The organism is Thalassotalea loyana (genome assembly GCF_030161435.1).
Classification (GTDB): domain Bacteria; phylum Pseudomonadota; class Gammaproteobacteria; order Enterobacterales; family Alteromonadaceae; genus Thalassotalea_G; species Thalassotalea_G loyana.
Window position 1 is genome coordinate 247358 of the sequence record NZ_BSSV01000006.1, and the last position, 20628, is coordinate 267985.

The 20628-nt window shown below is 40.4% G+C and carries 20 protein-coding genes and 6 tRNA genes; 5 read left to right on the forward strand and 21 right to left on the reverse strand.

Annotation, left to right across the window (positions count from 1 at the left end; translation table 11 throughout):
- Positions 1-14: 14 nt before the first annotated feature.
- The 9 genes from QQK05_RS14000 to QQK05_RS14040 are packed head-to-tail and all read right to left on the reverse strand — an operon-like array spanning position 15 to position 8707.
- Positions 15-1076, reverse strand: coding sequence for a protein-glutamate methylesterase/protein-glutamine glutaminase (locus QQK05_RS14000; protein ID WP_284299663.1), 1062 nt, complete (start codon positions 1074-1076; stop codon positions 15-17).
- Complete coding sequence (gene cheD / locus QQK05_RS14005; protein ID WP_284299665.1) at positions 1076-1717, reverse strand: chemoreceptor glutamine deamidase CheD; 642 nt, start codon at positions 1715-1717, stop codon at positions 1076-1078. The genes QQK05_RS14000 and cheD overlap by 1 nt, the downstream gene beginning before the upstream one ends.
- Positions 1718-2560, reverse strand: a complete 843-nt coding sequence (locus QQK05_RS14010) for a CheR family methyltransferase (protein WP_284299668.1) — start codon at positions 2558-2560, stop codon at positions 1718-1720.
- A 12-nt stretch (positions 2561-2572) separates the two neighbouring features.
- A complete protein-coding gene (locus QQK05_RS14015; RefSeq protein ID WP_284299670.1) occupies positions 2573-4933 on the reverse strand; it encodes a methyl-accepting chemotaxis protein in 2361 nt (786 codons plus the stop codon).
- Entirely contained in the window at positions 4930-5433 is a 504-nt protein-coding gene (locus tag QQK05_RS14020) for a chemotaxis protein CheW (protein WP_284299671.1), read from the reverse strand. Before QQK05_RS14020 ends, QQK05_RS14015 begins: the two co-directional genes overlap by 4 nt.
- Complete coding sequence (locus QQK05_RS14025; protein WP_284299673.1) at positions 5423-5959, reverse strand: chemotaxis protein CheW; 537 nt, start codon at positions 5957-5959, stop codon at positions 5423-5425. The genes QQK05_RS14020 and QQK05_RS14025 overlap by 11 nt, the downstream gene beginning before the upstream one ends.
- Positions 5956-8043: a chemotaxis protein CheA gene (locus tag QQK05_RS14030; RefSeq protein WP_284299675.1), complete on the reverse strand. Its 2088-nt coding sequence runs from the start codon at positions 8041-8043 to the stop codon at positions 5956-5958. The genes QQK05_RS14025 and QQK05_RS14030 overlap by 4 nt, the downstream gene beginning before the upstream one ends.
- A 4-nt stretch (positions 8044-8047) precedes the next feature.
- Positions 8048-8410 (reverse strand): response regulator, encoded by a 363-nt coding sequence (locus QQK05_RS14035; protein ID WP_284299677.1) that lies wholly within the window; start codon positions 8408-8410, stop codon positions 8048-8050.
- 18 nt (positions 8411-8428) lie between these two features.
- Entirely contained in the window at positions 8429-8707 is a 279-nt protein-coding gene (locus QQK05_RS14040) for an STAS domain-containing protein (RefSeq protein ID WP_284299680.1), read from the reverse strand.
- Between the two features lie 262 nt (positions 8708-8969).
- Between QQK05_RS14040 and QQK05_RS14045 the strand changes: the two genes are divergently transcribed.
- From QQK05_RS14045 to QQK05_RS14055, 3 genes are read left to right on the forward strand one after another with little or no spacing between them, the layout of a single operon-like run.
- Positions 8970-9539, forward strand: coding sequence for a septation protein A (locus QQK05_RS14045; RefSeq protein ID WP_284299682.1), 570 nt, complete (start codon positions 8970-8972; stop codon positions 9537-9539).
- A gap of 6 nt (positions 9540-9545) precedes the next feature.
- The gene (locus QQK05_RS14050; RefSeq protein ID WP_284299684.1) at positions 9546-9848 is read left to right on the forward strand and encodes a YciI family protein; all 303 of its coding nucleotides are present in this window, start codon (positions 9546-9548) and stop codon (positions 9846-9848) included.
- Between the two features lie 4 nt (positions 9849-9852).
- A complete protein-coding gene (locus QQK05_RS14055) occupies positions 9853-10260 on the forward strand; it encodes a lysozyme inhibitor LprI family protein (RefSeq protein WP_284299686.1) in 408 nt (135 codons plus the stop codon).
- Positions 10261-10294: 34 nt separating this feature from the next.
- On the opposite strand, the gene QQK05_RS14060 is transcribed toward QQK05_RS14055, so the two are convergent.
- The 3 genes from QQK05_RS14060 to QQK05_RS14070 form a co-directional block, all read right to left on the reverse strand.
- Positions 10295-11350: an AI-2E family transporter gene (locus tag QQK05_RS14060; RefSeq protein WP_284299688.1), complete on the reverse strand. Its 1056-nt coding sequence runs from the start codon at positions 11348-11350 to the stop codon at positions 10295-10297.
- 74 nt (positions 11351-11424) lie between these two features.
- Positions 11425-13917, reverse strand: coding sequence for an ABC transporter permease (locus QQK05_RS14065; protein ID WP_284299691.1), 2493 nt, complete (start codon positions 13915-13917; stop codon positions 11425-11427).
- Positions 13918-13919: 2 nt separating this feature from the next.
- Complete coding sequence (locus QQK05_RS14070; protein ID WP_284299693.1) at positions 13920-14627, reverse strand: ABC transporter ATP-binding protein; 708 nt, start codon at positions 14625-14627, stop codon at positions 13920-13922.
- Between QQK05_RS14070 and QQK05_RS14075 the strand changes: the two genes are divergently transcribed.
- Entirely contained in the window at positions 14626-15255 is a 630-nt protein-coding gene (locus QQK05_RS14075) for an arylesterase (protein ID WP_284299695.1), read from the forward strand. The genes QQK05_RS14070 and QQK05_RS14075 overlap by 2 nt on opposite strands.
- Before the next feature lie 31 nt (positions 15256-15286).
- Here the strand turns inward: QQK05_RS14075 and QQK05_RS14080 are convergent, their stop codons facing one another.
- The 7 genes from QQK05_RS14080 to QQK05_RS14110 form a co-directional block, all read right to left on the reverse strand.
- A complete protein-coding gene (locus QQK05_RS14080; RefSeq protein WP_284299697.1) occupies positions 15287-16510 on the reverse strand; it encodes an EAL and HDOD domain-containing protein in 1224 nt (407 codons plus the stop codon).
- Positions 16511-16680: 170 nt separating this feature from the next.
- Positions 16681-16756 (reverse strand) — tRNA-Glu (locus QQK05_RS14085).
- A gap of 82 nt (positions 16757-16838) precedes the next feature.
- A tRNA-Glu gene (locus QQK05_RS14090) sits at positions 16839-16914 on the reverse strand.
- A gap of 44 nt (positions 16915-16958) precedes the next feature.
- Positions 16959-17034, reverse strand: a tRNA-Glu gene (locus QQK05_RS14095).
- A 41-nt stretch (positions 17035-17075) separates the two neighbouring features.
- Positions 17076-17151 (reverse strand) — tRNA-Glu (locus tag QQK05_RS14100).
- A gap of 75 nt (positions 17152-17226) precedes the next feature.
- Positions 17227-17302, reverse strand: a tRNA-Glu gene (locus tag QQK05_RS14105).
- Between the two features lie 75 nt (positions 17303-17377).
- Positions 17378-17453, reverse strand: a tRNA-Ala gene (locus QQK05_RS14110).
- A gap of 410 nt (positions 17454-17863) precedes the next feature.
- Here QQK05_RS14110 and QQK05_RS14115 point away from each other — a divergent pair.
- Entirely contained in the window at positions 17864-18790 is a 927-nt protein-coding gene (locus tag QQK05_RS14115; protein WP_284299699.1) for a gluconeogenesis factor YvcK family protein, read from the forward strand.
- 37 nt (positions 18791-18827) lie between these two features.
- Here the strand turns inward: QQK05_RS14115 and dcd are convergent, their stop codons facing one another.
- The gene (gene dcd / locus QQK05_RS14120; RefSeq protein ID WP_284299701.1) at positions 18828-19421 is read right to left on the reverse strand and encodes a dCTP deaminase; all 594 of its coding nucleotides are present in this window, start codon (positions 19419-19421) and stop codon (positions 18828-18830) included.
- A 3-nt stretch (positions 19422-19424) separates the two neighbouring features.
- Positions 19425-20534 carry an iron-sulfur cluster carrier protein ApbC gene (gene apbC, locus QQK05_RS14125; protein WP_284299703.1) on the reverse strand — a complete coding sequence of 370 codons (1110 nt, stop codon included), beginning with the start codon at positions 20532-20534 and terminating at the stop codon, positions 19425-19427.
- Positions 20535-20628 lie beyond the last annotated feature (94 nt).

The window sequence follows — 20628 nt, forward strand, 5'->3', positions numbered from 1 at the left end:
TCCTTTTTAACAAATCATATAGACGTCATTTGAGCATTTGATAACACTAGCGAGGGAATATCAGCTAAATGACATTCATGTTGGTGGGCATCTAGTCGAAACGCGGAGCCAGGCATCCCCCAAATTAAACTTGAACTCTTAGATTGAATAATTGTAGTTGAGCCAGCCTCCTTTAGTAATTTCATCCCTTCAGCGCCATCAGAACCCATTCCTGTCAGTAATACCGCTTGAATTTTACTTGCAATTGGTAACAATGAATTAAACATGACATCTACAGATGGTTTATGTCTATTTACTTTGGCTGAATCCTCTAACACACATGTATATTTGTGATGAGTTAAATCGAACGTTAAGTGCTGTCCGCCAGGGGCAATATACGCTACACCTGGCACTAACAATGCACCATCTTGTGCTTGTTTCACTTTTATTTTGCAAAGCTTATTCAACCTTGTGGCAAAACGTTGGCTAAAGTGGACCGGGATATGCTGTGTAATAACAATTGGAGGGCAATTTTCAGGCATCGTCATCAAGAACTTGCCAATCGCTTCAGTACCTCCAGTTGATGCACCAATTGCAATGATATGATTTGACATATAGCGTATGGGCTTTAAGGATGATTGTTCAGGTGTTAATGCTTGATTAACCAGGGGTTGGTCTAAGTGTTTTCGAACATTTGCACTTGATGCTTGTATAATTTTATCTTCAAGCATTGCTTTAAATTCATCAGCACCCTTGACGATATCTGTTGGTTTTGGCTTTTCAATGTAATCAATGGCCCCTATTTCAAGCGCCTCTAATGTAATATCAGCCCCCTTTTGAGTTAACGTTGACAGCATAACCACTGGCATTGGTCTTAAACGCATAAGGTTCTTCAAAAAGGTAATGCCATCCATTTTTGGCATCTCAATATCTAACGTCAGCACGTCTGGGTTTAGTTGTTTAATTTTTTCTCTTGCATCATAGGGGTTCTCAGCAACGCCAACCACTTCAATTCTTTCACTCTCTTCAAGCAAGCTACTCAAAATATCGCGAATGACTCGTGAATCATCGACTATTAATACCGTTATTTTTTCCATTAAAATAACTCCACATCGCCATCTATATTGGATGCTTGAATCGTGTGCTGATATGATTTCTCCCGTTCAAGAATCGTATTGTTATGAAGCTGTCTTAGTTTCTTCATCAACACCTTTCCAGATGTCGGATCAAAAAGTAATTTGCGTGGGTAATGTTCCCCCAGATCTTCACTAACAACTTGTAATTGTTCGTCTTTTAAATATTGTCGTACAAAAGCTATATTTCTTTCCCCAACATCTGTCATATAGCCAATCACTTTTGCACCACCGAATATTTTTACTTTGAGATTCTCCTTGTTTGCCCCGTACTTAAGCAAACCGTTAATTAAATGTTCCATGGCAAAATTCCCGTATCGAGTCGCTGTCGATATTTTTTGCTCGTTTCCCCACGAAACATTCGTCGCGTCTTTATCGGTGATCGGTAACATAAAATGGTTCATTCCCCCAATTCCTTTTTGTTCATCCCAGATGCATGCTGAAACACAACTTCCTAGTGTTGTCGCTATCAAAAGATCAGCACTGCTCAAATAGAATTCGCCCGGTAAAATCTTCGCAATATGCCTATTTTTGTGTTTATCCCAATAGTGATTTACATGATTGAACTCACCAAAACACTTAGGTGGCTTAACTAGTTCAGCCATCTAGTCCGCCTTGGACTTTGAGAATATCGTTTTACCCTGGTTTTTATATAAGCCAGCGGATTTCCCTAAGCTTTCACTATGTCCTAGCACTAAAATGCTGCCATCGCTCAGGTAATTATGAAAACGATGGAACAATGCTTGTTGGGTCGCTTTATCAAAATAGATAATGACGTTACGACAAAAAATCACATCAAACGGACCTTTCATTGGCCACTCATGTAGTAAGTTTAAATTTTTAAAGGTAATCAAATCTCGAACATTGGGCTTGATCTCGATTTGACTCGCACCGCACAGATTGACACTTTTACTTCGCATCTCAAGTGGAATATCGTCCATGGCTAACTTGCTATAAATGCCTTCTTTAGCAGTATTTAGCACCTCGGTATCGATATCTGTCGCTAAAATTTTTACATCCCAACTATCAATATAGGTTCGAAAATGTTGAACCAATAGCATGGCTAAGCTGTACGGCTCCTCACCAGTAGAGCAGGCACTAGACCATATTCTTATGCGCTTGGTATCACTATTTCGCTCAAACAGGTAAGGCAAAAAGTGATCTTTCAGATAATCAAAGTGATGGTTTTCTCTGAAAAAGCGCGTTAAGTTCGTTGTTAGTGCATTAACTAAATCTTTCTTTTCTTCTTCTTGATGGGTAACAAAGTGCTGATAGTAATCTTCTAAACTAGAAAAGTTTTTCGCCTTAGTCAGCTTAGATAAGCGTCTGTGAACCATCTCCACTTTGGTTGGTGTAAGAACAATTCCTGTTTCGTCATAAATAAATTGACATAAAAACTCGAATTGTTTGTTGTTCAATCGCTCGACAGTCACTTGATTCGACATCATTGTCTAACTCCACTAAAACTCTTCCCATTCATCATCAAGGTTAGCCACTTTCGCTAGTGGCTTTCTCATCGGCGAATTTACGGATCGCTTTTCTTTGATTGCTGGCTCCCTCACAGCAATTTCAGTGTCATTTCCACTTTTAAAAACTGCTACCTGTTGCAGTAAGCTCTGCGCTTGATCCTCCATTGCTGCGCTTGACGCACTGACTTCTTCAACCAAGGCTGCATTTTGCTGGGTCATTTCATCCATTTGGCTGATTGACGTGCTCACTTCGGCGACACCTGCACTCTGCTCTTTACTCGCGGTATCAATATTTGAGAGCATTTGGCTAACTTCTTCAATTGAACTAACAAGCTCTGTAAAGGTTTGACCTGTTGCATCAACAAATTTAGTTCCCTGTCCGACAGCCTCTACACTGTCATTAATTAACCCTTTAATTTCTTTAGCAGCACCTGCACTGCGTTGCGCCAAATTACGCACCTCTGCAGCTACCACGGCAAACCCTCGGCCCTGTTCACCTGCTCTTGCCGCTTCAACCGCAGCGTTTAATGCAAGTAAATTCGTTTGAAATGCAATCTCATCAATAACACTAATGATGTCAGCAATTTTCTTGCTAGATTTGTTGATTTCCCCCATTGCAGAAATAGCGTTTTTAACAACATCACCACCATTTGTTGCTTTTGACATAACATCGTTAGATAGCTTGCTCGCCTCTGATGCATTTTCTGCGTTTTGAACAACGGTTGATGTAATTTCCTCCATCGCAGAAGCAGTTTCCTCTAGGCTTGAAGCTTGAGATTCAGTTCGATGGCTCAATTCTGAATTTCCTGCCGCAATTTCCTTAGCTGCTTCAAAAACATTGGTAGATACACCACGAATTTCACCAACCATATTTGTCAAATTACAAATTGAAGAATTCATTGCATTTGCCAATGCTAAAAAGTCTCCTTGATAATCTTCCTTCATTAGCTTGTCTAATTCGCCTTGCTCTAATGACTTGGCAACTTCAATTGCATCATCGATTGGCTGGATGACAGAATCCATTAATGCGTTGATATTATTACCAAGATCTTTCATAAAGCCTTGATATTTAGATGTATCAATTCGTTCGTTCAATCGACCTTCAATTGCTGCACTAATTAATTGATCAACTTGCGTTTGAGCGTCCCTTTGTTCTGTCATATCTAACCATTGGACAGCAGTGCCTTGATGTTTACCATTGTCATCCATAAGCGCAATGGCAATCAGCTCGAAACATAACCCTGCGACTTTAATCTCTGTTCGGTATGGTAATTTACTCGGGTCACCGAGTAAGCTTTGTTGGTGATGTGGGTTAGCATGAAAAGAATCAAAATTTGTACCGACTATTTTATCGGCTTTAAATTGCGGTAAAACTGATTGTAATTCGGTTTCTCGCGACTCTAGCATTTCTAAAACCGATGGATTTGCATATACGATGTTACCTTGCGGATCTGCCATCATCAGATTAGTTGTCATCCCTTCTACCGCAGATGTTAGTCGGCCCACTTGAATCGTATTACTTCGAGCTTGTGTAACATCTTGCCACTCCAATGAGTTGCCAACGTAGTTACCTTGATTGTCGAAAATAGCCGTGACATTCAGTTCAATAATAACGCCATGGATTTCAATATCTGTTACCCACGGAAGATTATTAGGGTCCGACAGCAATTTACGTTGATGTTCGGGTTTCTCATGGAAGATATCTATACAAGCACCAATGACATCGTCTTTGGCTGCTGAAAAGTTGGGCCATTTTTGTCGGAACGTTTCTTCATGTTTGCTCAACAATGTTAAAGTCGCTCTATTCACATAAGTAATGATGAAGTCGCGATCTATCATCATAAATGCTGTACCTGATTGCTCCAATGCACCTTGTATAAATGCACCGATATCACTAATGCCATTGCTCATCATTTGATCCTCTTCAACATCCGGTGTTTGCTGTTTTCCTGCATCTATCATCGCCTTCGATAAAAGCTGGTAACATGCCTCCCAGGCTTTCTGAGTTGATTCATCAAAATCTTCTCCTAACGCCTGCGCTAGCGTATAGATCAAAGCTTCGCCCACCGTTTGATAGTGTGACTCTTTTACACCATAGCCAACATGACGTGCGCCAAGCTTCTCTACAACTGGAAACAAAACATTCGGTTTATCAATATTCGTCACTGCGGTATCAATCATCTGAACAAGCTTTTTACCCTGCTCTGATAAATCAGAGGGAAACAAAACTTTGAGTGATGGATCTAACTCGAATAGTTTGTGATAGAAAATTTCTGCTACTTGTTCAGGTGAAAAAGACACGCTAATAAATTGCCACGTGTCTTGCAGTATCGTTATTTGTTTGGGCTTCATACGACATCCTTTTCATGTTGCATCTCTGTTACCGGCTCGCTGGTTTGCTGGTAAAGAATTTCAATATCGAGTAACTGACTTGTGTCCAATAAAACAATAAGCTTGTTATCCACACTTGCTAATCCGTGAATAAAACAATGGTCTATTTGCGAACCAAAGGCAGGTGCATCATTAATTTCAGCACTCGAAAAGTTGTACACTTCTGAAACCATGTCTACGATGATGCCCAAGCAACCTGGCGAGTTTGGTGACTGTTCTTTGAGAATAATAACAACCGTTTTATCGCCATGGTCTACTTCCGGTTTATTGAACCTGGTCCTTAAATCAACAATAGGAATAATAGTTCCTCTAAGGTTGATAACCCCTCGGATATAGCTTGGCTTATTGGGAAGTTCTGTAAGTTGTTGTAAAACTCTAATCTCCTGAACGCACAGAATATCGACACCATATTCTTCATTCGCAACATTAAACGTTAAATATTCATGTTCTTCATGACTCATAGCTAGCTCCTTGCTCATCATTTAAGTGATGAAGTGAACGTAAACTAATCAAACTCACGATAGCATTATTAACGTTTACCAGGCCTTCAATGTATTTGCTGTCGATACCACCTGCGATATCAAAATAGGGTTTGATGTCACTCGTCTGTGCGTTGATTACGTCTTCAACAGCATCCACCACAAACCCCATTTTTCGCGTGGAGTCTACGCAGTCAATAGTTAAGACGATAATGACAGTCATGGGATCATAATGAGCTTCGCCAACATTAAATTTAATTCGCAAATCAATAATTGGTACGATTGTCCCGCGCATGTTAATTACGCCTTTAACATCTATGGGTGCATTAGGAATCAACGTCGGGGTTTGCCAACTTCTAATTTCCTCAACCGCCAGGATTTCAACAGCATAGGTTTCCTCGTCCAGCTTAAAGCTCAGGTATTGATCTCCACTCGTAATAAAATCAAGCCCTTCAAGGGTGTACTCACCTTCAACTGGTACATCATCAATTAAGCTTTGTAGGTTCATTCTCCAACCTCCTCTGCTTGTTTTGTTTTTTGGCTTGCTATCGATTGCTGCTTAGAAAGCGAAATCACGCCTGCAACATCAATAATCAATGCGACTGCGCCATTGCCTAAAATCGTTGCACCTGAAATCCCATCGACTTGCTGGTAGTTATCTTGCAAGCTTTTGATAACAACTTGTTGTTGACCCAATAAATCGTCAACAAGCAAACCAACTTTTTGTCCTTCAGACTCAGTTACCACTAATAACGCATCGCTCAGATCTTTGTTTTGTTGGCATAGGCTAAATAGTTCTCCTATGGGTAAAATGGGAACATTGTCTTCGCGTAAACGATAATAAACTTGCCCGCCAGAGGCTTTTACGACGTTTTCAGCTTGTACCTGCAACGATTCAACAATCACAAGCAAAGGAATAACAAAAGTCTCACCACACACTTTAACCAACTGGCCATCTAGTATGGCTAGGGTTAACGGTAAATAGACTTTGATATTGCTGCCTCTACCGACACTTGATTCAATAACAATTCGTCCGCCAAGTGACTGAATATTTCGTTTTACAACATCCATGCCCACGCCGCGCCCTGATATATCACTTACCTGTGCAGCAGTTGAAAAGCCAGGCTCAAAGATCAAGTCGTATATCTGTTGTTCTGATAGTGGATAATTGCCGTCAATTAAATTCTTTTCTTTGGCTTTTGCTAAAATCGCCTCTTTGTCAATTCCTTTACCATCATCTCTAATTTCAATAACAACATTACCGCCCAAATGGTAGGCTGAAAGGCATATTTCACCGAGTTCTGGTTTGTCGTTGTTAACCCGTTGTTCAGGCGATTCAATACCATGATCGATGGCATTGCGAACTAAGTGAGTTAATGGATCACCGATTCTTTCTAACACTGTTTTATCAAGTTCAGTATGTTCACCTTGAATAACCAAATTTATTTGTTTGCCCATTTTCTTTGCTAAATCATGAACTAAACGAGGAAATCGATTAAAAGTGAAACTGATAGGAAGCATTCGGATTCGCATAACGCTTTCTTGAAGCTCTTTAGTGTTTTGCATCAACTGCTCTAACCCAGACTTGAGTTGTTCGGCTTTAGATGAATCAAAATCTTGGCCAAGCTCAGATAGCATTGACTGAGTTATCACAAGTTCACCTACGAGGTTTATCAGGCTATCTACCTTGTCAACACCAACTCGTATCGACCCGTTATCACTCTTAGTCTTTGAGACTTTCGTTTCTTTTACTGGCTTATTGTCAGGCTCAAGCGTTACGGCGCTGTCTTGTCGTGACAACGACGCTTGATTATCTTGTGACTTCTTCGTTGCGATTGACTCTTCAACATTGGTGACCGGCTCGTCGTTCACCTCAGGCATTACTTCCGAGCATTCAGCACTAATAGAAGGCTCGCCAATTGACTCGATTTCCAATTTGCATTCGTCTTCAACCCACTCAAATATTTCTTCAATATCATCACGGCTAGCTTCTGTATCCACCAACGTCAACTGCCAACTTAGGTGTATTTCTTCGACATCCAGCTCTTCAAAATTGGGTAATTGACTATCATTGCAGTGGGCATGTAATGTGCCTAACTCACTTAACGCATTGAAAAGTAATAATGGATCGTTGCCTGTCTGTGCTATATCTGCATCAGGAATAAATATTATTCGCCAACCTTTACTTTCGTTGTTCGCTGTACAAGATTCTCCACTAAGCGTCGCATTTAACGCTTGAGTAACGGCTTCAATATCAAATTCTTCAGGTTCTACACCATCTTTTTCATATTCAAGTAATGCTTTTATGGTATCTGTAGCACGTAAAAGAAGCTCCTTATCGTGCTCATTAAACTGCCTACGACCGTCACGTAACTCATCTAATAGTGTTTCTACTAAATGAGTAAAATCACTCACTTTCTGTAGTCCGAAAGTCCCCGCTCCACCTTTTATTGAGTGAGCAGCTCGAAAGATACAATCGATTGCTTCTTTATTGTCTGAATCTAGCGTTAACAGCGTAGATTCCATGATTTCAATGCCCTCAAAACTTTCTTCATAGAAAGTAGGCAAAAATTGGGATAAGTCGACGCTCATAGCATTACCTTATGACGCGTTTAATTGTCGATAGTAATTTGTCGGGATTGAAAGGTTTAACTAACCAGCCTGTTGCACCAGCAGCCTTACCTTTCATTTTCATGTCGGTACTACTTTCTGTTGTGAGCATCAAGATAGGTGTAAATTTAAAGTCAGGAAGTTTTCTTAACTCCTGAACCATACTAATCCCGTCCATATTGGGCATATTTACATCAGAGATAACCAAGTCAAATGCAGATTGCTTTGCCTTATCCAACCCCAATAAGCCATCCTGTGCTTGTTCAATGGTATAGCCAGCGTTTTGTAAAGTGAAACACACCATGTCTCTAATCGAGTTAGAGTCGTCAACGACTAAAATCTTACTCATTTCTCTTCCTTATTTTGCTTACACAATCGCTAAATGCGCTTTGTCTATGCCTAGGCTCTCAAGGCTTGCTAATAAAATTTCTGAAAGATTTTGCCACTCGGTTTTATTATTTTTATTGGTACGCTTTTGAACAAAAGCTAAGAGAAATTGCACACCGATAGTGTCTATGCGAGTAAGGGCACTACTATCGATAACCAATTCAGTTGACTCTAGATAATCCTGCGTAACGGCTAGTTTCAAATCATCTATATCATTGATAATTAACTCACTAGGTAACGTCCATACGTTAGCAGACATAAGATCCCTCTAAAGTTTCCTTAACTCATTTAACTATATTTCAGATTATAAAATCTGCAAGAAATCAGTGAGTTATTTACTGAAAACTTTTACGGAAATTGTAAGATTTGATTAATAGAACACACTAAACCTATAAAAAACAATAGCTTAACATCGTTACATTATAACAAAAACAATCTGTAACTTATTGAATGAAGAAAAAGTGTTATTTGACTATTCGATTAGATAAAATATCAAACATCTAACTGTGAGAGATTTGTTTATGCATGTTTTGCTTGAGTATATTCCATTAATTGTTTTTCTAATCGTTTACAAATTCCAAGATATTTATTGGGCAACAGGCGCTTTGATTGTAGCGTCAGCACTACAAATCCTTTTTTACATGGTCTCTAAAAAGCCCATACCAAAACAAACATTGGTATTCTTTTTTCTAATTCTTTGTTTTGGTGGTCTTACGATTTTTTTACAAGATGATGCGTTTATCAAATGGAAAGTAACAATTATCAATGTATTTTTTGCAAGTGCCTTGTTGATTGGTTATTACGGCTTCAAAAAGATTATTTTAAAAACCTTTTTAGGCGAAGCTATTCAATTACCAGATAAAATCTGGGTTAACTTAACCTGGGCTTGGGCTGGATTTTTCACATTGTGTGGCATACTCAATTGGTATATTGCATTTAACTTTTCGCAAGAAACCTGGGTCAACTTTAAAGTATTTGGCCTTACAGGCCTGACTTTTGTATTTGCGATTACAACGATTGTCTCACTCTATAAATATCTACCTGAAGAAGAGCAAACGGCTTCAGATAAAACTAACCAAACGGAGAAGTAAAAGTTCATGAATTATTATGTAATTTTCAGCCATGACGTTGAAGATAGCTTATCGCTGCGACTACCGGTAAGAGAAAAGCATATTGCTCGCCTTGCGGAACTTGATGAGCAAGGCCGCCTGCTCGTTGCAGGGCCATGTCCAGCAAGCGATGAAGGTGACCTTCAGGCAGGCTTTACAGGCTCTACCGTAATTGCACAGTTTAGCTCTTTAGAGGAAGCAAAAGCATGGGCTGACGCTGACCCATACATGGACGCGGGTGTATATGCTAAAGTTATTGTCAAACCGTTTAAAAAAGTATTGCCAGTATAGATTAATGAATAATAAGTTTTTCCTAATCACGTTAATGACATCAGCATTTGTATACTCAATACCAAGTGCCGCAAAAACTCCCCGCACCATCGAGCAATGTGAGAAAAAGTTTACCACTAATGTCGAGGTATCTCAGTGTTTGGATACGGTTAAAAACCAGGCTGAACGTGAACTCACGGCTTGGATAAATAATAAAAAATTTGAGCTAGAAGACCTTGCTAGTGTGACTGGACGTAGTGGCGCTCTCAATATGTTTAACAAAGCACAAAGAAACTTTCTTACCTTTAGAGAAAACAATTGTAAGTTTTATTATTTAGAATTATCGCCGGGTACTGGCGCTGCATCGGCATACAAGAAGTGTTTTATCAGAATGACGAAAGCTCGAATAAAAGAATTAGACGAGCTTTCATAAGTTAATAATTAATATCAAAATAGCCCTTTAAGGGCTATTTTTCTTCTGCAGATAGCATTACAGCAAACCATCGACCTTCTTCTGAATTTTCTAAACCGATCTTTATAATCATCGTTAACGGTACCGATAAAAGCATGCCCACTGTGCCAAACAACCAACCCCAAAAAATCAATGAAAGGAAAACAACTAAGGTGGATAACCCTAAGCCTTTTCCCAAATAACGAGGTTCAATGATATTGCCCATAATCATGTTAATCATCACATAACCTAACCCTATGAATCCAGCGGATACAGGGTTTAATTGGACTAAGGCAAGTAATACTGCTGGGATTGCTGCCAAAATAGAACCGATATTAGGGATAAAGTTAAGTAAGAATGCGAGAACGCCCCATAATAAGAAGAAATCAAGTCCAAACCCCCAGAGCATCGTACTAACTAGTACGCCTGTTAATACACTCACAGCGGCCTTTATTGCGATATAGCTATTAACTGATGAGATGAACTTTTCAATTTGATTCAATCGCATCTCAGGATCATCTAACGCTAAGTGAATTTTTCTTGGTAAGCCAGATGCTTCAAATAACATAAACACAACGGTAATAATAATGAGAAATAAATTCGCCATCGCGCCACTTAAACTTGAAAACATGTTTGTCGCTAAATCCATCGCGGCAGAGGGATCAAAGTACTCGAGCAATAAATCCGACGAGAGCTGAATGTTAAACTCATTAAGCTTAACAACAAGCCATGTGAACTTGACCTTTAGTTGCTCTTTATACTCTGGTAAAAGTAACGTTAACTCGTTTAGTGAACTGCCAACAAGCCCTGCCAATATCATCACCAACGTAACAAAAAGCAGAATAACGGTACTGATAGAAATAGCTTTAGGAATGTTGTATTGATCTGCTTTGCGAACCAACGGGTTGCACATAATTGTGATGAATACGGACATCAAGAAAGGGAGAATGAGGTTAGTTGATGCTTTTAGCCCTGCGATAATAATAAAGAGTGCCGCTATAAAAACGACACTTCTTATAATACTTTGTGTATTACCCGACAGCGGGGTTTCGTCTAAGATTTTTTTTATCATTTAATTCATTATCTTATTTAGATTGGTTTACCCTCCTATCATAGATTAATGAATTAATTTCTACACCTAAAAACTTACATCGTTCGGCGAATAAGGGTCACACTGGACAGTTTCAACAGACGCGCACACGACAAAAAGCCAACAGTACCGACAAATATTGCGCCGGAAGCAATACCGAGCAACCAATATGACAAATGCCAGCTTGGTGTCATGTCAAATACTTGTGTCTGCAAGATATAAACCGCAAGCTCCATTGCGATACTCGCCATCAAGCCAGCGACTGCGCCAAGTGCAACAAACTCATATAAAACGCTAAAATTGAGCATTTTACTTTTGGCGCCAAGTGTTTTTAATATTGCTAGTTCACGCTCTCGCTCTTCCATACTTGCTTGTACTTGTGCGACAAGTACTAACGAACCTGCCAAGACAACGAGAATCAATACAAACTCAATAGCCAAAGAGACCTGTGAAATAACAGAACGCAATTGGCGAATGATGGCTTCAACATCGATCATAGAAATTGTTGGGTAGTCCGTTAAAAAGCGCTGTAACTTCGGCTTGTTTTCATCATTAATGTACATTGAGTTGATGTAACTTGCCGGGAAATCAGACAGTACACCTGCACTAAATATCATATAAAAATTTGGTTGCAGTGAATTCCAATTAACTTCACGGATACTAGTAATTGGCACGGTAACGACGTCACTGCCAATTTGAAAAGTTAACTTATCACCTAAGCCAACACCCAAGCGCTCCGCCAATTTTTGTTCGATAGATACCTGTCCACTGTCGTCCTCCTCGGCCCACCATTGTCCTGAAATGACCGTGTTTTCTTCAGGTAAATCATTGCGCCACGTTAGGTTTAGCTCACGACCTACCCCACGACGAGCGTTATCATCTTTACTATCATCTTCTTTGGTGACACGGCGCGCTGTTTGCGTATCGTTGATTGCCGTCAATCTGCCTCTAACAACAGGATAGAGACCACTCGATACAATATTGTTTTCATCAATGAAAGTGGCTACCTCATCGACTTTATCATGCGCAATGTTGACGAGGAATCGATTAGCAGTATCGTCTGGAAGTTGGCGTTGCCATTCATCAATAATGGCACCTTTCATCACGAATATTAACAACAGTAACTCAATCGCCACGGTAAAACTAATTAGCTGAACCGCGTTTTCATTTGCTCTTCGCTTTAAATTAGCTAGCGCAAGATGCCACGCTTTGCCGGCTTTAGCTCCTGCTTGGCGACTCAATACGAGGATAAATTTTGCCGTAAGTAATATCACCCCAGATACGAGCAATCCACCGACAACTAAAGCTACGGATAATGCCAAATTCTTACTGAACATGAACAAGAGCAAGAACAATGCAGTTATTGCTGGAATGTGGGCATACCAAGGTAACTTCTTACTATCAAAACCGCGCAGTATGCTCAATGGTGACGTATCAATCAGTTCTCTTAGGGGAACAATGGCAAAGGCACACGCACAAATAACCCCCGTAAAGCTTGCAACTAACATCGGATATAGTTGAATTAAGCTACCTTGAATTTCAAGTTGATCTTTAACACTATTGATTCCAATAGCTAAGAGTAAAGCACCAACAGCTAAACCAGCGACGATACTAAAAATACTCAACAAGCTCCAATGCAGTAAATAAACGCGTCTAACATAACCTTTACTGGTTCCCATCGCCTTGAAAATAGTGACGACACTTTGTTGGCGCTGAGCGTAACGTCTACCGGCAACTGCAACAGCAACGGCAGCCAATACAACACCTAACATACTCGCTAACGACAAGTATTGTTCTGCACGATTTAGCGCATTAGACAAAGAAGACTGGCTATCTTTAATGTCGTACCAACGTTGCGTATCATTTACTTGCGGCTTGACCCAAGCTTCAAACTCAGTGATTGCCGACTTATCGCCGGCAAATAAATACTCATACCAAATTCTTGAACCAGGCTGAATCAATCCAGTTTCAATCATATCGTCAAAATGCAAAATAATCGTAGGGCCTGACGTGAAAACACTAAACGAGGCATCGGGGATTTGATTAATCACCCCTTTAATTTCGAAGGTTTTGTTACCTATTTCAATGGCATCACCGGGACTAACCGCAAGTTTTGTTAAAATGGCCGGTTGCACCCAAATACCACCTCTTTCTGGTGCAAACACTGCTTGTTCTTGGCCCGATATTTCGACCAACAAATCACCTCTAAGCGGATACAGATCGGTGACGGCAGTTAAAGAAGACAAAACCATTCGTTCATCGGAAAACACCATTGAGCTCATAAACACTTGTTTTGCTGTGTTAACACCCAGTTCCGCAGCCTTTACATTTACCGACTCATCAAGTGGCCTTGAAGTTGCCCAAACCCTATCAGCGGCAATAAAGGTGGTGCTCTCATTAACCAAGGCATCTTTAATATGATTCGAAAAGCCAGTAAGCGAGAAAACAGCCGATACCGCTAAAATAATCGCCAACGCAACAATAGTCAGTTCACCTCGTCTCAATTCGTGCTTGAGCAGAGAAACCGAATGTTTAAACCAGTTTTTCATGCTTAAACAACCTCGACCAACTTAGGGCTTTGTTCGGTTAAATGGCCATTATCCATAACCACTTGTCGTTGACATCGTTCAGCAAGCTTAGGGTCATGCGTTACTACAACGAGCGTTGTCCCTGCTTGTTCATGGAGTTCAAACAACAGATTTTCAATTTGAGCGCCGGTTTGGTTATCCAAGTTTCCTGTTGGCTCATCAGCAAATAGAATGTCCGGTTTAGTGATAAATGCGCGAGCAATGGCTACACGTTGTTGCTCACCACCAGAAAGCTGTGAAGGAAAATGATCTCCGCGTTGGCCCAAGCCTACTTTTTCGAGAAGCTCCTGTGCCATTTCTTCAGCATTTGGCATATTGGATAATTCTGCCGGAAGCATAATGTTTTCTTTAGCCGTCAAACTTGGAATCAATAAAAACTGCTGAAAGATAAACCCAACATAGTCGCCACGAATCTGTGCTCGCAGCTCTTCATCGGCACTATGTAGCGCTTGACCTTTGAGGAACACTTCGCCGCCGGTAGGGATGTCTAACCCTGCAATAATTGACAACAGCGTGGTTTTACCTGAGCCCGACGAGCCAACAATGGCGATTGTTTCACCGGCATTTACTTCTAGATTAACATTCTGCAAAATATCAATTGTCTTGCTACCTAAATTAACTGACTTATTTAGCTGGCGAACATCTAGTATTGTATTAGGATCTATCTTCATGATTAAAAAAGCTTTTCTTGTATTAAATTTCTTACTTTTGTGTATGGTATCTTCACATACACAGGCAACTACGTCTATTTTATTACTCGGCGACAGCTTAAGTGCAAGTTATGGAATGCAACAAAATGAGGGCTGGGTTCACCTTCTTAATGAAACATCCTCTGCAGAGAATAAAGGTTATAAAATTGTAAATGCTAGCATAAGCGGTGAGACGACAGGTGGCGGTTTGTCTCGATTTCCAGGGATTTTGTCGAAACAAGAATTCGATCATCTAATTATCGAACTTGGAGGAAATGACGGGTTACGTGGCTTTCCTCCTGCAACAATTAAACATAATCTCTTACAAATTATTCGACTAGCACAAGAGCACGACATCAATGTCTATCTTATGGAAATTCAGATTCCACCAAATTATGGTCCACGCTACAGTAAAATGTTTACTGATGTTTTTGCTACGGTTGCTGAAGAAACCGAGATCACCTTATTACCGTTCTTTTTAACAGATATAGCGATTAAACCGGAGCTTATGCAAAATGATGGAATACACCCGAACCGCAAAGCGCAGCCTATTTTAGCGGATAAAATGAAAGCAATGATTGAACAAAACGTTGTAATGACATCCAACTAGCGGATAAATTCACTACAACGGGAAATTTTCCTTACACCTCGTTGTAGTGCTCAGCCCAATTTATCGCCTCTTGATAGCATTCATTTAAGAAATCAGAACTCACTCGCAATTTTTTGGCTTCTAACTCAGTGAAATGCCAGCTACCTTTTTCTAGGAATTTAATCGACCGCAAAGCAAGTGCGATAGGTGTTTGGTTTTTGTCGTCAGCATCAAGTAAAACGTCTTCGATCTCAACAGACATGGGCAGCCTTTCAAGAACCTTCGCGATAGGCATTTCCATTATGGCATCTAAAAGCGAAAACATACCAACCAAGAAACCCGAATCAACAAGATTAGGTGCTACCTTTCGACAAATTGATTCACAATACTTTGCCCGCACGACACACATTTTTGTTAACTCCGGCGTTTTGTCATTGCCTAAAACCGCGGTAACAAATAAAGCAAGTAGACGGCGAAGTTGTATATCACCTAAATAATTCATCGCTTGTTTGACTGACGATATCGTCGTTTTTAAAGGAAAACCGCCGGAATTTACAAAGCATAATAAACGATAAATTAGCGTACTATCCTGCTCTAACAAGTTTTGAATTTTGCGATAGTTTAATTCTTTTGCCGCAGATTCTCGCATGATAAGCATTAACAAGTGCTGATTTGACTCGTTTTCATGCACCGTTTTCATTTCGGGTTTTGTAAAAAAATAGCCCTGAAAATAGTGGAATCCCATAGCCATCGCTTTTAAGTATTCTTCTTGCGTTTCAACCTTCTCAGCGAGCAGTTTTATTTTCGTTTTTTCTCGAAGTTGAGTAACGATAGGCTCAATTTTTTCGAGTGGTGTGTGCATTAAATCAAACTTGATCACTTTAACGAGCTGCAAGAAACGTCGCCATTCTCTTTTATAGACGAAGTCGTCAAGTGCAAACACATATCCTTGGCGATACATATCAACACATGCTTGATAGACTTCGTCAGATGGCAAGACATCTTCTAAAATTTCGATGATAACTTCATCTTTTGGCAGGATAAGTGGTAAACGCTTTAATAAACTTTCTTCAGAAAAATTGATTAGCGCACGTTTACCCCCACTAATCTCCTTGATCCCTTTATTAAAGTGAGTACGCCCGATTAGCTTGGATGTAGCTTCATGAGGATCAATGTTTGGAAAAAAGTTTTCTGGTCCATCACGAAAGAACAACTCATACGCAACTACGTTTTGATTACGACTTAATATGGCTTGTCGCGCTAAATACAATTGCATTGAATTCCTCTCACAGCGCCTCAAGCATATTGTCACCGCTGATGAAGACCTTAAAGATGACGTACAATACTTGTGGGGACAACTACTGTCTGGTTAGCTCATTTAGATACCAACATCGTATTGGTATATTTCAGGTATAAAAAAACCGACTTTCGTCGGTTTTTTTAATGTGGCATCCCTAAGGGGATTCGAACCCCTGTTACCGCCGTGAAAGGGCGGTGTCCTAGGCCTCTAGACGATAGGGACATCAAGCTTTGCAGCTTTCACTTATTAACAATGTACTTTCGGCCTAATGAAAGTCACATTTAAGTGATTTGTTATTGGAAATTGGCATCCCTAAGGGGATTCGAACCCCTGTTACCGCCGTGAAAGGGCGGTGTCCTAGGCCTCTAGACGATAGGGACACTAAGTGTGCTTGTATGCACAAATCCAATAACATTTGCAAAAGTGGCATCCCTAAGGGGATTCGAACCCCTGTTACCGCCGTGAAAGGGCGGTGTCCTAGGCCTCTAGACGATAGGGACGCTAAGATGCTACTTGCATGTAAAATTGTGAAACGAGAAATTGGCATCCCTAAGGGGATTCGAACCCCTGTTACCGCCGTGAAAGGGCGGTGTCCTAGGCCTCTAGACGATAGGGACGCACCATTTAAACTGGTTCATCTGCACTATTATAATAGGTAATACCTAACAATGCCTTTCTCATTTCAAGAATTTTGGCATCCCTAAGGGGATTCGAACCCCTGTTACCGCCGTGAAAGGGCGGTGTCCTAGGCCTCTAGACGATAGGGACGCAACATAAATAACAACAGGACCTAGACGTTGTTACTTACTTGCTTTCTCGCGACAACTTCAGACTATGCTAAAGTGGTGGAGCTATGCGGGATCGAACCGCAGACCTCTTGCGTGCCAGCGAAGCGCTCTCCCAGCTGAGCTATAGCCCCACTGAAGCCGCTAACAAGTGACCTAGTACTTGTTGAAAGCGAGGCGAATTCTAAGCACCACCTAAGTAACTGTCAACCATTAATTCAAATAAATTCGCTTTTTTTTGCAATATCGAGTTCAAGTGATTATCAAACAATCAATTCGCTCACTTTTTAACGCTTTATATCGAAATTCAATAGTTTATAGAGATAAAAAATGAGCGCTCGTCATTCATAATTTTACACTTCTGTTACCAAAATGTTTCTAACAACAGACTTTTTCTTCCTATATATGAAGGGAAATACCGTTGATTTTTTGGCGTGATTGCTAAGTAAATGTCAGCATGACGATTATGGAGATTACCGCAAAACTTTATTTTTTATGACTTTAGCGTTATTGTTAGCATACTCTCTTATGACATTTTTATTTCATGCAATTAAAACACGCAAATGTAGTCGCAATTGGTGGTGGCCACGGTTTGGGAAGAACGTTATCTACCCTATCCTTTTTAGGTGACCAACTTACAGGTATTGTAACGACGACTGACAATGGCGGCTCAACCGGTAGGCTTCGTAGAAGAAGTAGCTCTATTGCATGGGGTGACTTACGCAATTGCTTAACGCAACTCGTTGACGATCAATCCGTCGGTAGCCAGCTCTTTAATTTTCGTTTTGATGGTGAAGACGAATTAGGTGGCCATAATCTTGGTAACCTTATTCTATACGGACTAGGACAGATTCAATCTAGACCACTGGAGTCAATCGAGTTAGTTAGGAACATTCTACAAGTAAAAACTCAAGTACTGCCCATGTCCGAGGCTCCAACTGATCTCATGGCTTTTTATCCGGAAGGACGCTGTCGTGTTGGCGAGTTGTCTGTGGATGATATGCCTATTATGCCGAAGAGCTTGCTACTTGCACCACTTGTAAAGGCCCCTGCCCCTTGTATCGATGCTATTAATAAAGCAGATATTATTGTGCTTGGCCCCGGCAGTTTTTTAACGAGTGTCATTCCGCCGTTATTGGTGCGTGACATTACAAAGGCCATTAAGAAAAGTAGCGCGCACTGTATCTTTTTAGATAACGTAGTAAAAGAAAGAAGCCCAGCAGCAGCACTCACAATCGACGAAAAACTCGACTGGATAGAGGAAAATACGGGATATCAGCCGATTCATACTGTAATTACAGAAGATAAAGAGATGTCCTCTTCACGTGCTAATATCATTGTTCATGATTTAACATGTGAAGAAGTCGCTCATCACCACGACAAAGCTAAATTAATATCAGCAGTTAATTTGTGTTTAGAAACTCATCAGCGTGAACAGAATAAAAATCCCCTCACACTTGTTCAAACGTAATAATGAGCCACAAGGGTAAATAGACTTAAGTGCAAGTCTATTTACTCGTATCATCCTCGCTAATACGACTAGCAACCGCGCCCATTTGCCCTTTATATTTAGCATCATCACGTTTGTTGTAAGGCTTTTCTGCACTGCCAGACATAGTTTCGAAGTTAAGCGCGGCGATTTTCATCTTAGGACGCAGAGCCAATGGCAATTTACCACTGTTGTAAAATTCAAGTACGATTTGGCCAGACCAACCTGGATCAATGCGATGTGCTGTTACATGAACCATCAAGCCTAATCTAGCCAACGATGAGCGGCCGTCTAACCAACCAACAATGTCATCAGGTAAAGTAACGGATTCGTAGGTCACAGCAAGCGCTAATTCTCCCGGATGTAAAAAGAATGCATCACCGTCAGCAATCACGATTTCGTCACTCATCACTGAGCTCATGGCTTGCTGAACATCTGCTTTAGGACCGCTTAAATCGATGTATGGTACGGTATGATCTTTAAATACACGAAATTCATTACCTAATCGTATATCGACACTAACACCTGAAATCATTGAGCTATCAGGTTTCGGGCTAATAATTATTTTTTCTTGCTCGATATGTTGTTCAATATCTTTATCGCACAATCTCATGAGTTACACTTCTTTTATTAATATATCTGGCGTATTAGGGCTGCGTTTATCTCTATTGTTAAATAATTGCCCTGCTAAATTACGAGCTATCTTAAGGTATTGTTGGGCTATCTGACTAGTAGAATTTTCAATAACTTGACTTGTTCCTGCATCTGCATCTTTTCGAATTGTAATATCGAGTGGTAATTGACCAAGCAACGGGATATTGTGCTCCTTAGCCGCAGATACACCACCGTCTTGACCGAATAAATGACTATGGTGCCCACAATTGTCGCAAATGTGATAACTCATGTTTTCGATTAATCCTAAGATTGGCACGTTAACCTTGTTGAACATTGCAATCCCTTTAGTGGCATCCGCCAGTGCTATATCTTGTGGAGTCGTTACGATAACAGCACCACAAACAGGAACTTTTTGCGACAAGGTTAATTGAATATCCCCAGTGCCCGGTGGCATATCAACGATTAAGTAGTCTAAATCATGCCATCGTGTTTCATTTAACAGCTGGTCAAATGCCCTGCTCGCCATTGGGCCACGCCATACAGCCGCATCACTATCAGGAACTAAAAAACCTATTGACATAGCATCAAGTCCGAAAGCTTCTATCGGTGTCATAGACTTTCCATCATCACTCTTCGGAGACTGGCCTTCAACACTAAGCATTTTTGGAATCGATGGACCATAAATATCGGCATCCAAAATACCAACGCGCGCTCCCTCCGATTGCAATGCTAGTGCAAGGTTTACTGACGTTGTCGATTTACCTACCCCACCCTTACCTGACGCAATGGCAATAATATTCTTAATACCTTTGATATCATGCTTTTTAACGGGTAGTACCGCTAGAGAAAAGTTAAGCTTTAAACTGATATCAAGGCTATCACTGAGTTGATGCGCTAATTCAACTAACTCAGACTGACAAGGAAAGCCAATTTTAGCTTCGACAATCACTTCATTATCTTTTCGCGTGAATGTCATATCTTGACAACACGCAAGCACGCCTGATGGAAACGCTTCTGAACGATATTGCGCTAATGTTTGCTCGATGACCTGTACCAATTCTTCAGGCACTTTGCTGTTTTTATTTGATGAAGAAAAAAGCTTACTAAACAAAATACTGACCTTTATGACGTTGAATGCAAAAAACAACAGAAATGTTGATGAAAGATGATGGTAAATTTTGTACCATTGCGCCATTGATTACCAT

What these genes read in the sequence shown, in the direction of transcription:
- QQK05_RS14070 (WP_284299693.1), bottom strand. Translation starts at nt 14,627, where the DNA reads ATGAAGATAGATCCTAATACAATACTAGATGTTCGCCAGCTAAATAAG.
- QQK05_RS14000 (WP_284299663.1), bottom strand. Translation starts at nt 1,076, where the DNA reads ATGGAAAAAATAACGGTATTAATAGTCGATGATTCACGAGTCATTCGC.
- QQK05_RS14015 (WP_284299670.1), bottom strand. Translation starts at nt 4,933, where the DNA reads ATGAAGCCCAAACAAATAACGATACTGCAAGACACGTGGCAATTTATT.
- QQK05_RS14075 (WP_284299695.1), top strand. Translation starts at nt 14,626, where the DNA reads ATGATTAAAAAAGCTTTTCTTGTATTAAATTTCTTACTTTTGTGTATG.
- dcd (WP_284299701.1), bottom strand. Translation starts at nt 19,421, where the DNA reads ATGAGATTGTGCGATAAAGATATTGAACAACATATCGAGCAAGAAAAA.
- cheD (WP_284299665.1), bottom strand. Translation starts at nt 1,717, where the DNA reads ATGGCTGAACTAGTTAAGCCACCTAAGTGTTTTGGTGAGTTCAATCAT.
- QQK05_RS14030 (WP_284299675.1), bottom strand. Translation starts at nt 8,043, where the DNA reads ATGAGCGTCGACTTATCCCAATTTTTGCCTACTTTCTATGAAGAAAGT.
- QQK05_RS14115 (WP_284299699.1), top strand. Translation starts at nt 17,864, where the DNA reads ATGCAATTAAAACACGCAAATGTAGTCGCAATTGGTGGTGGCCACGGT.
- QQK05_RS14040 (WP_284299680.1), bottom strand. Translation starts at nt 8,707, where the DNA reads ATGTCTGCTAACGTATGGACGTTACCTAGTGAGTTAATTATCAATGAT.
- QQK05_RS14035 (WP_284299677.1), bottom strand. Translation starts at nt 8,410, where the DNA reads ATGAGTAAGATTTTAGTCGTTGACGACTCTAACTCGATTAGAGACATG.
- QQK05_RS14010 (WP_284299668.1), bottom strand. Translation starts at nt 2,560, where the DNA reads ATGATGTCGAATCAAGTGACTGTCGAGCGATTGAACAACAAACAATTC.
- QQK05_RS14065 (WP_284299691.1), bottom strand. Translation starts at nt 13,917, where the DNA reads ATGAAAAACTGGTTTAAACATTCGGTTTCTCTGCTCAAGCACGAATTG.
- QQK05_RS14020 (WP_284299671.1), bottom strand. Translation starts at nt 5,433, where the DNA reads ATGAGTCATGAAGAACATGAATATTTAACGTTTAATGTTGCGAATGAA.
- QQK05_RS14045 (WP_284299682.1), top strand. Translation starts at nt 8,970, where the DNA reads ATGCATGTTTTGCTTGAGTATATTCCATTAATTGTTTTTCTAATCGTT.
- QQK05_RS14050 (WP_284299684.1), top strand. Translation starts at nt 9,546, where the DNA reads ATGAATTATTATGTAATTTTCAGCCATGACGTTGAAGATAGCTTATCG.
- QQK05_RS14060 (WP_284299688.1), bottom strand. Translation starts at nt 11,350, where the DNA reads ATGATAAAAAAAATCTTAGACGAAACCCCGCTGTCGGGTAATACACAA.
- QQK05_RS14055 (WP_284299686.1), top strand. Translation starts at nt 9,853, where the DNA reads ATGAATAATAAGTTTTTCCTAATCACGTTAATGACATCAGCATTTGTA.
- QQK05_RS14080 (WP_284299697.1), bottom strand. Translation starts at nt 16,510, where the DNA reads ATGCAATTGTATTTAGCGCGACAAGCCATATTAAGTCGTAATCAAAAC.
- QQK05_RS14025 (WP_284299673.1), bottom strand. Translation starts at nt 5,959, where the DNA reads ATGAACCTACAAAGCTTAATTGATGATGTACCAGTTGAAGGTGAGTAC.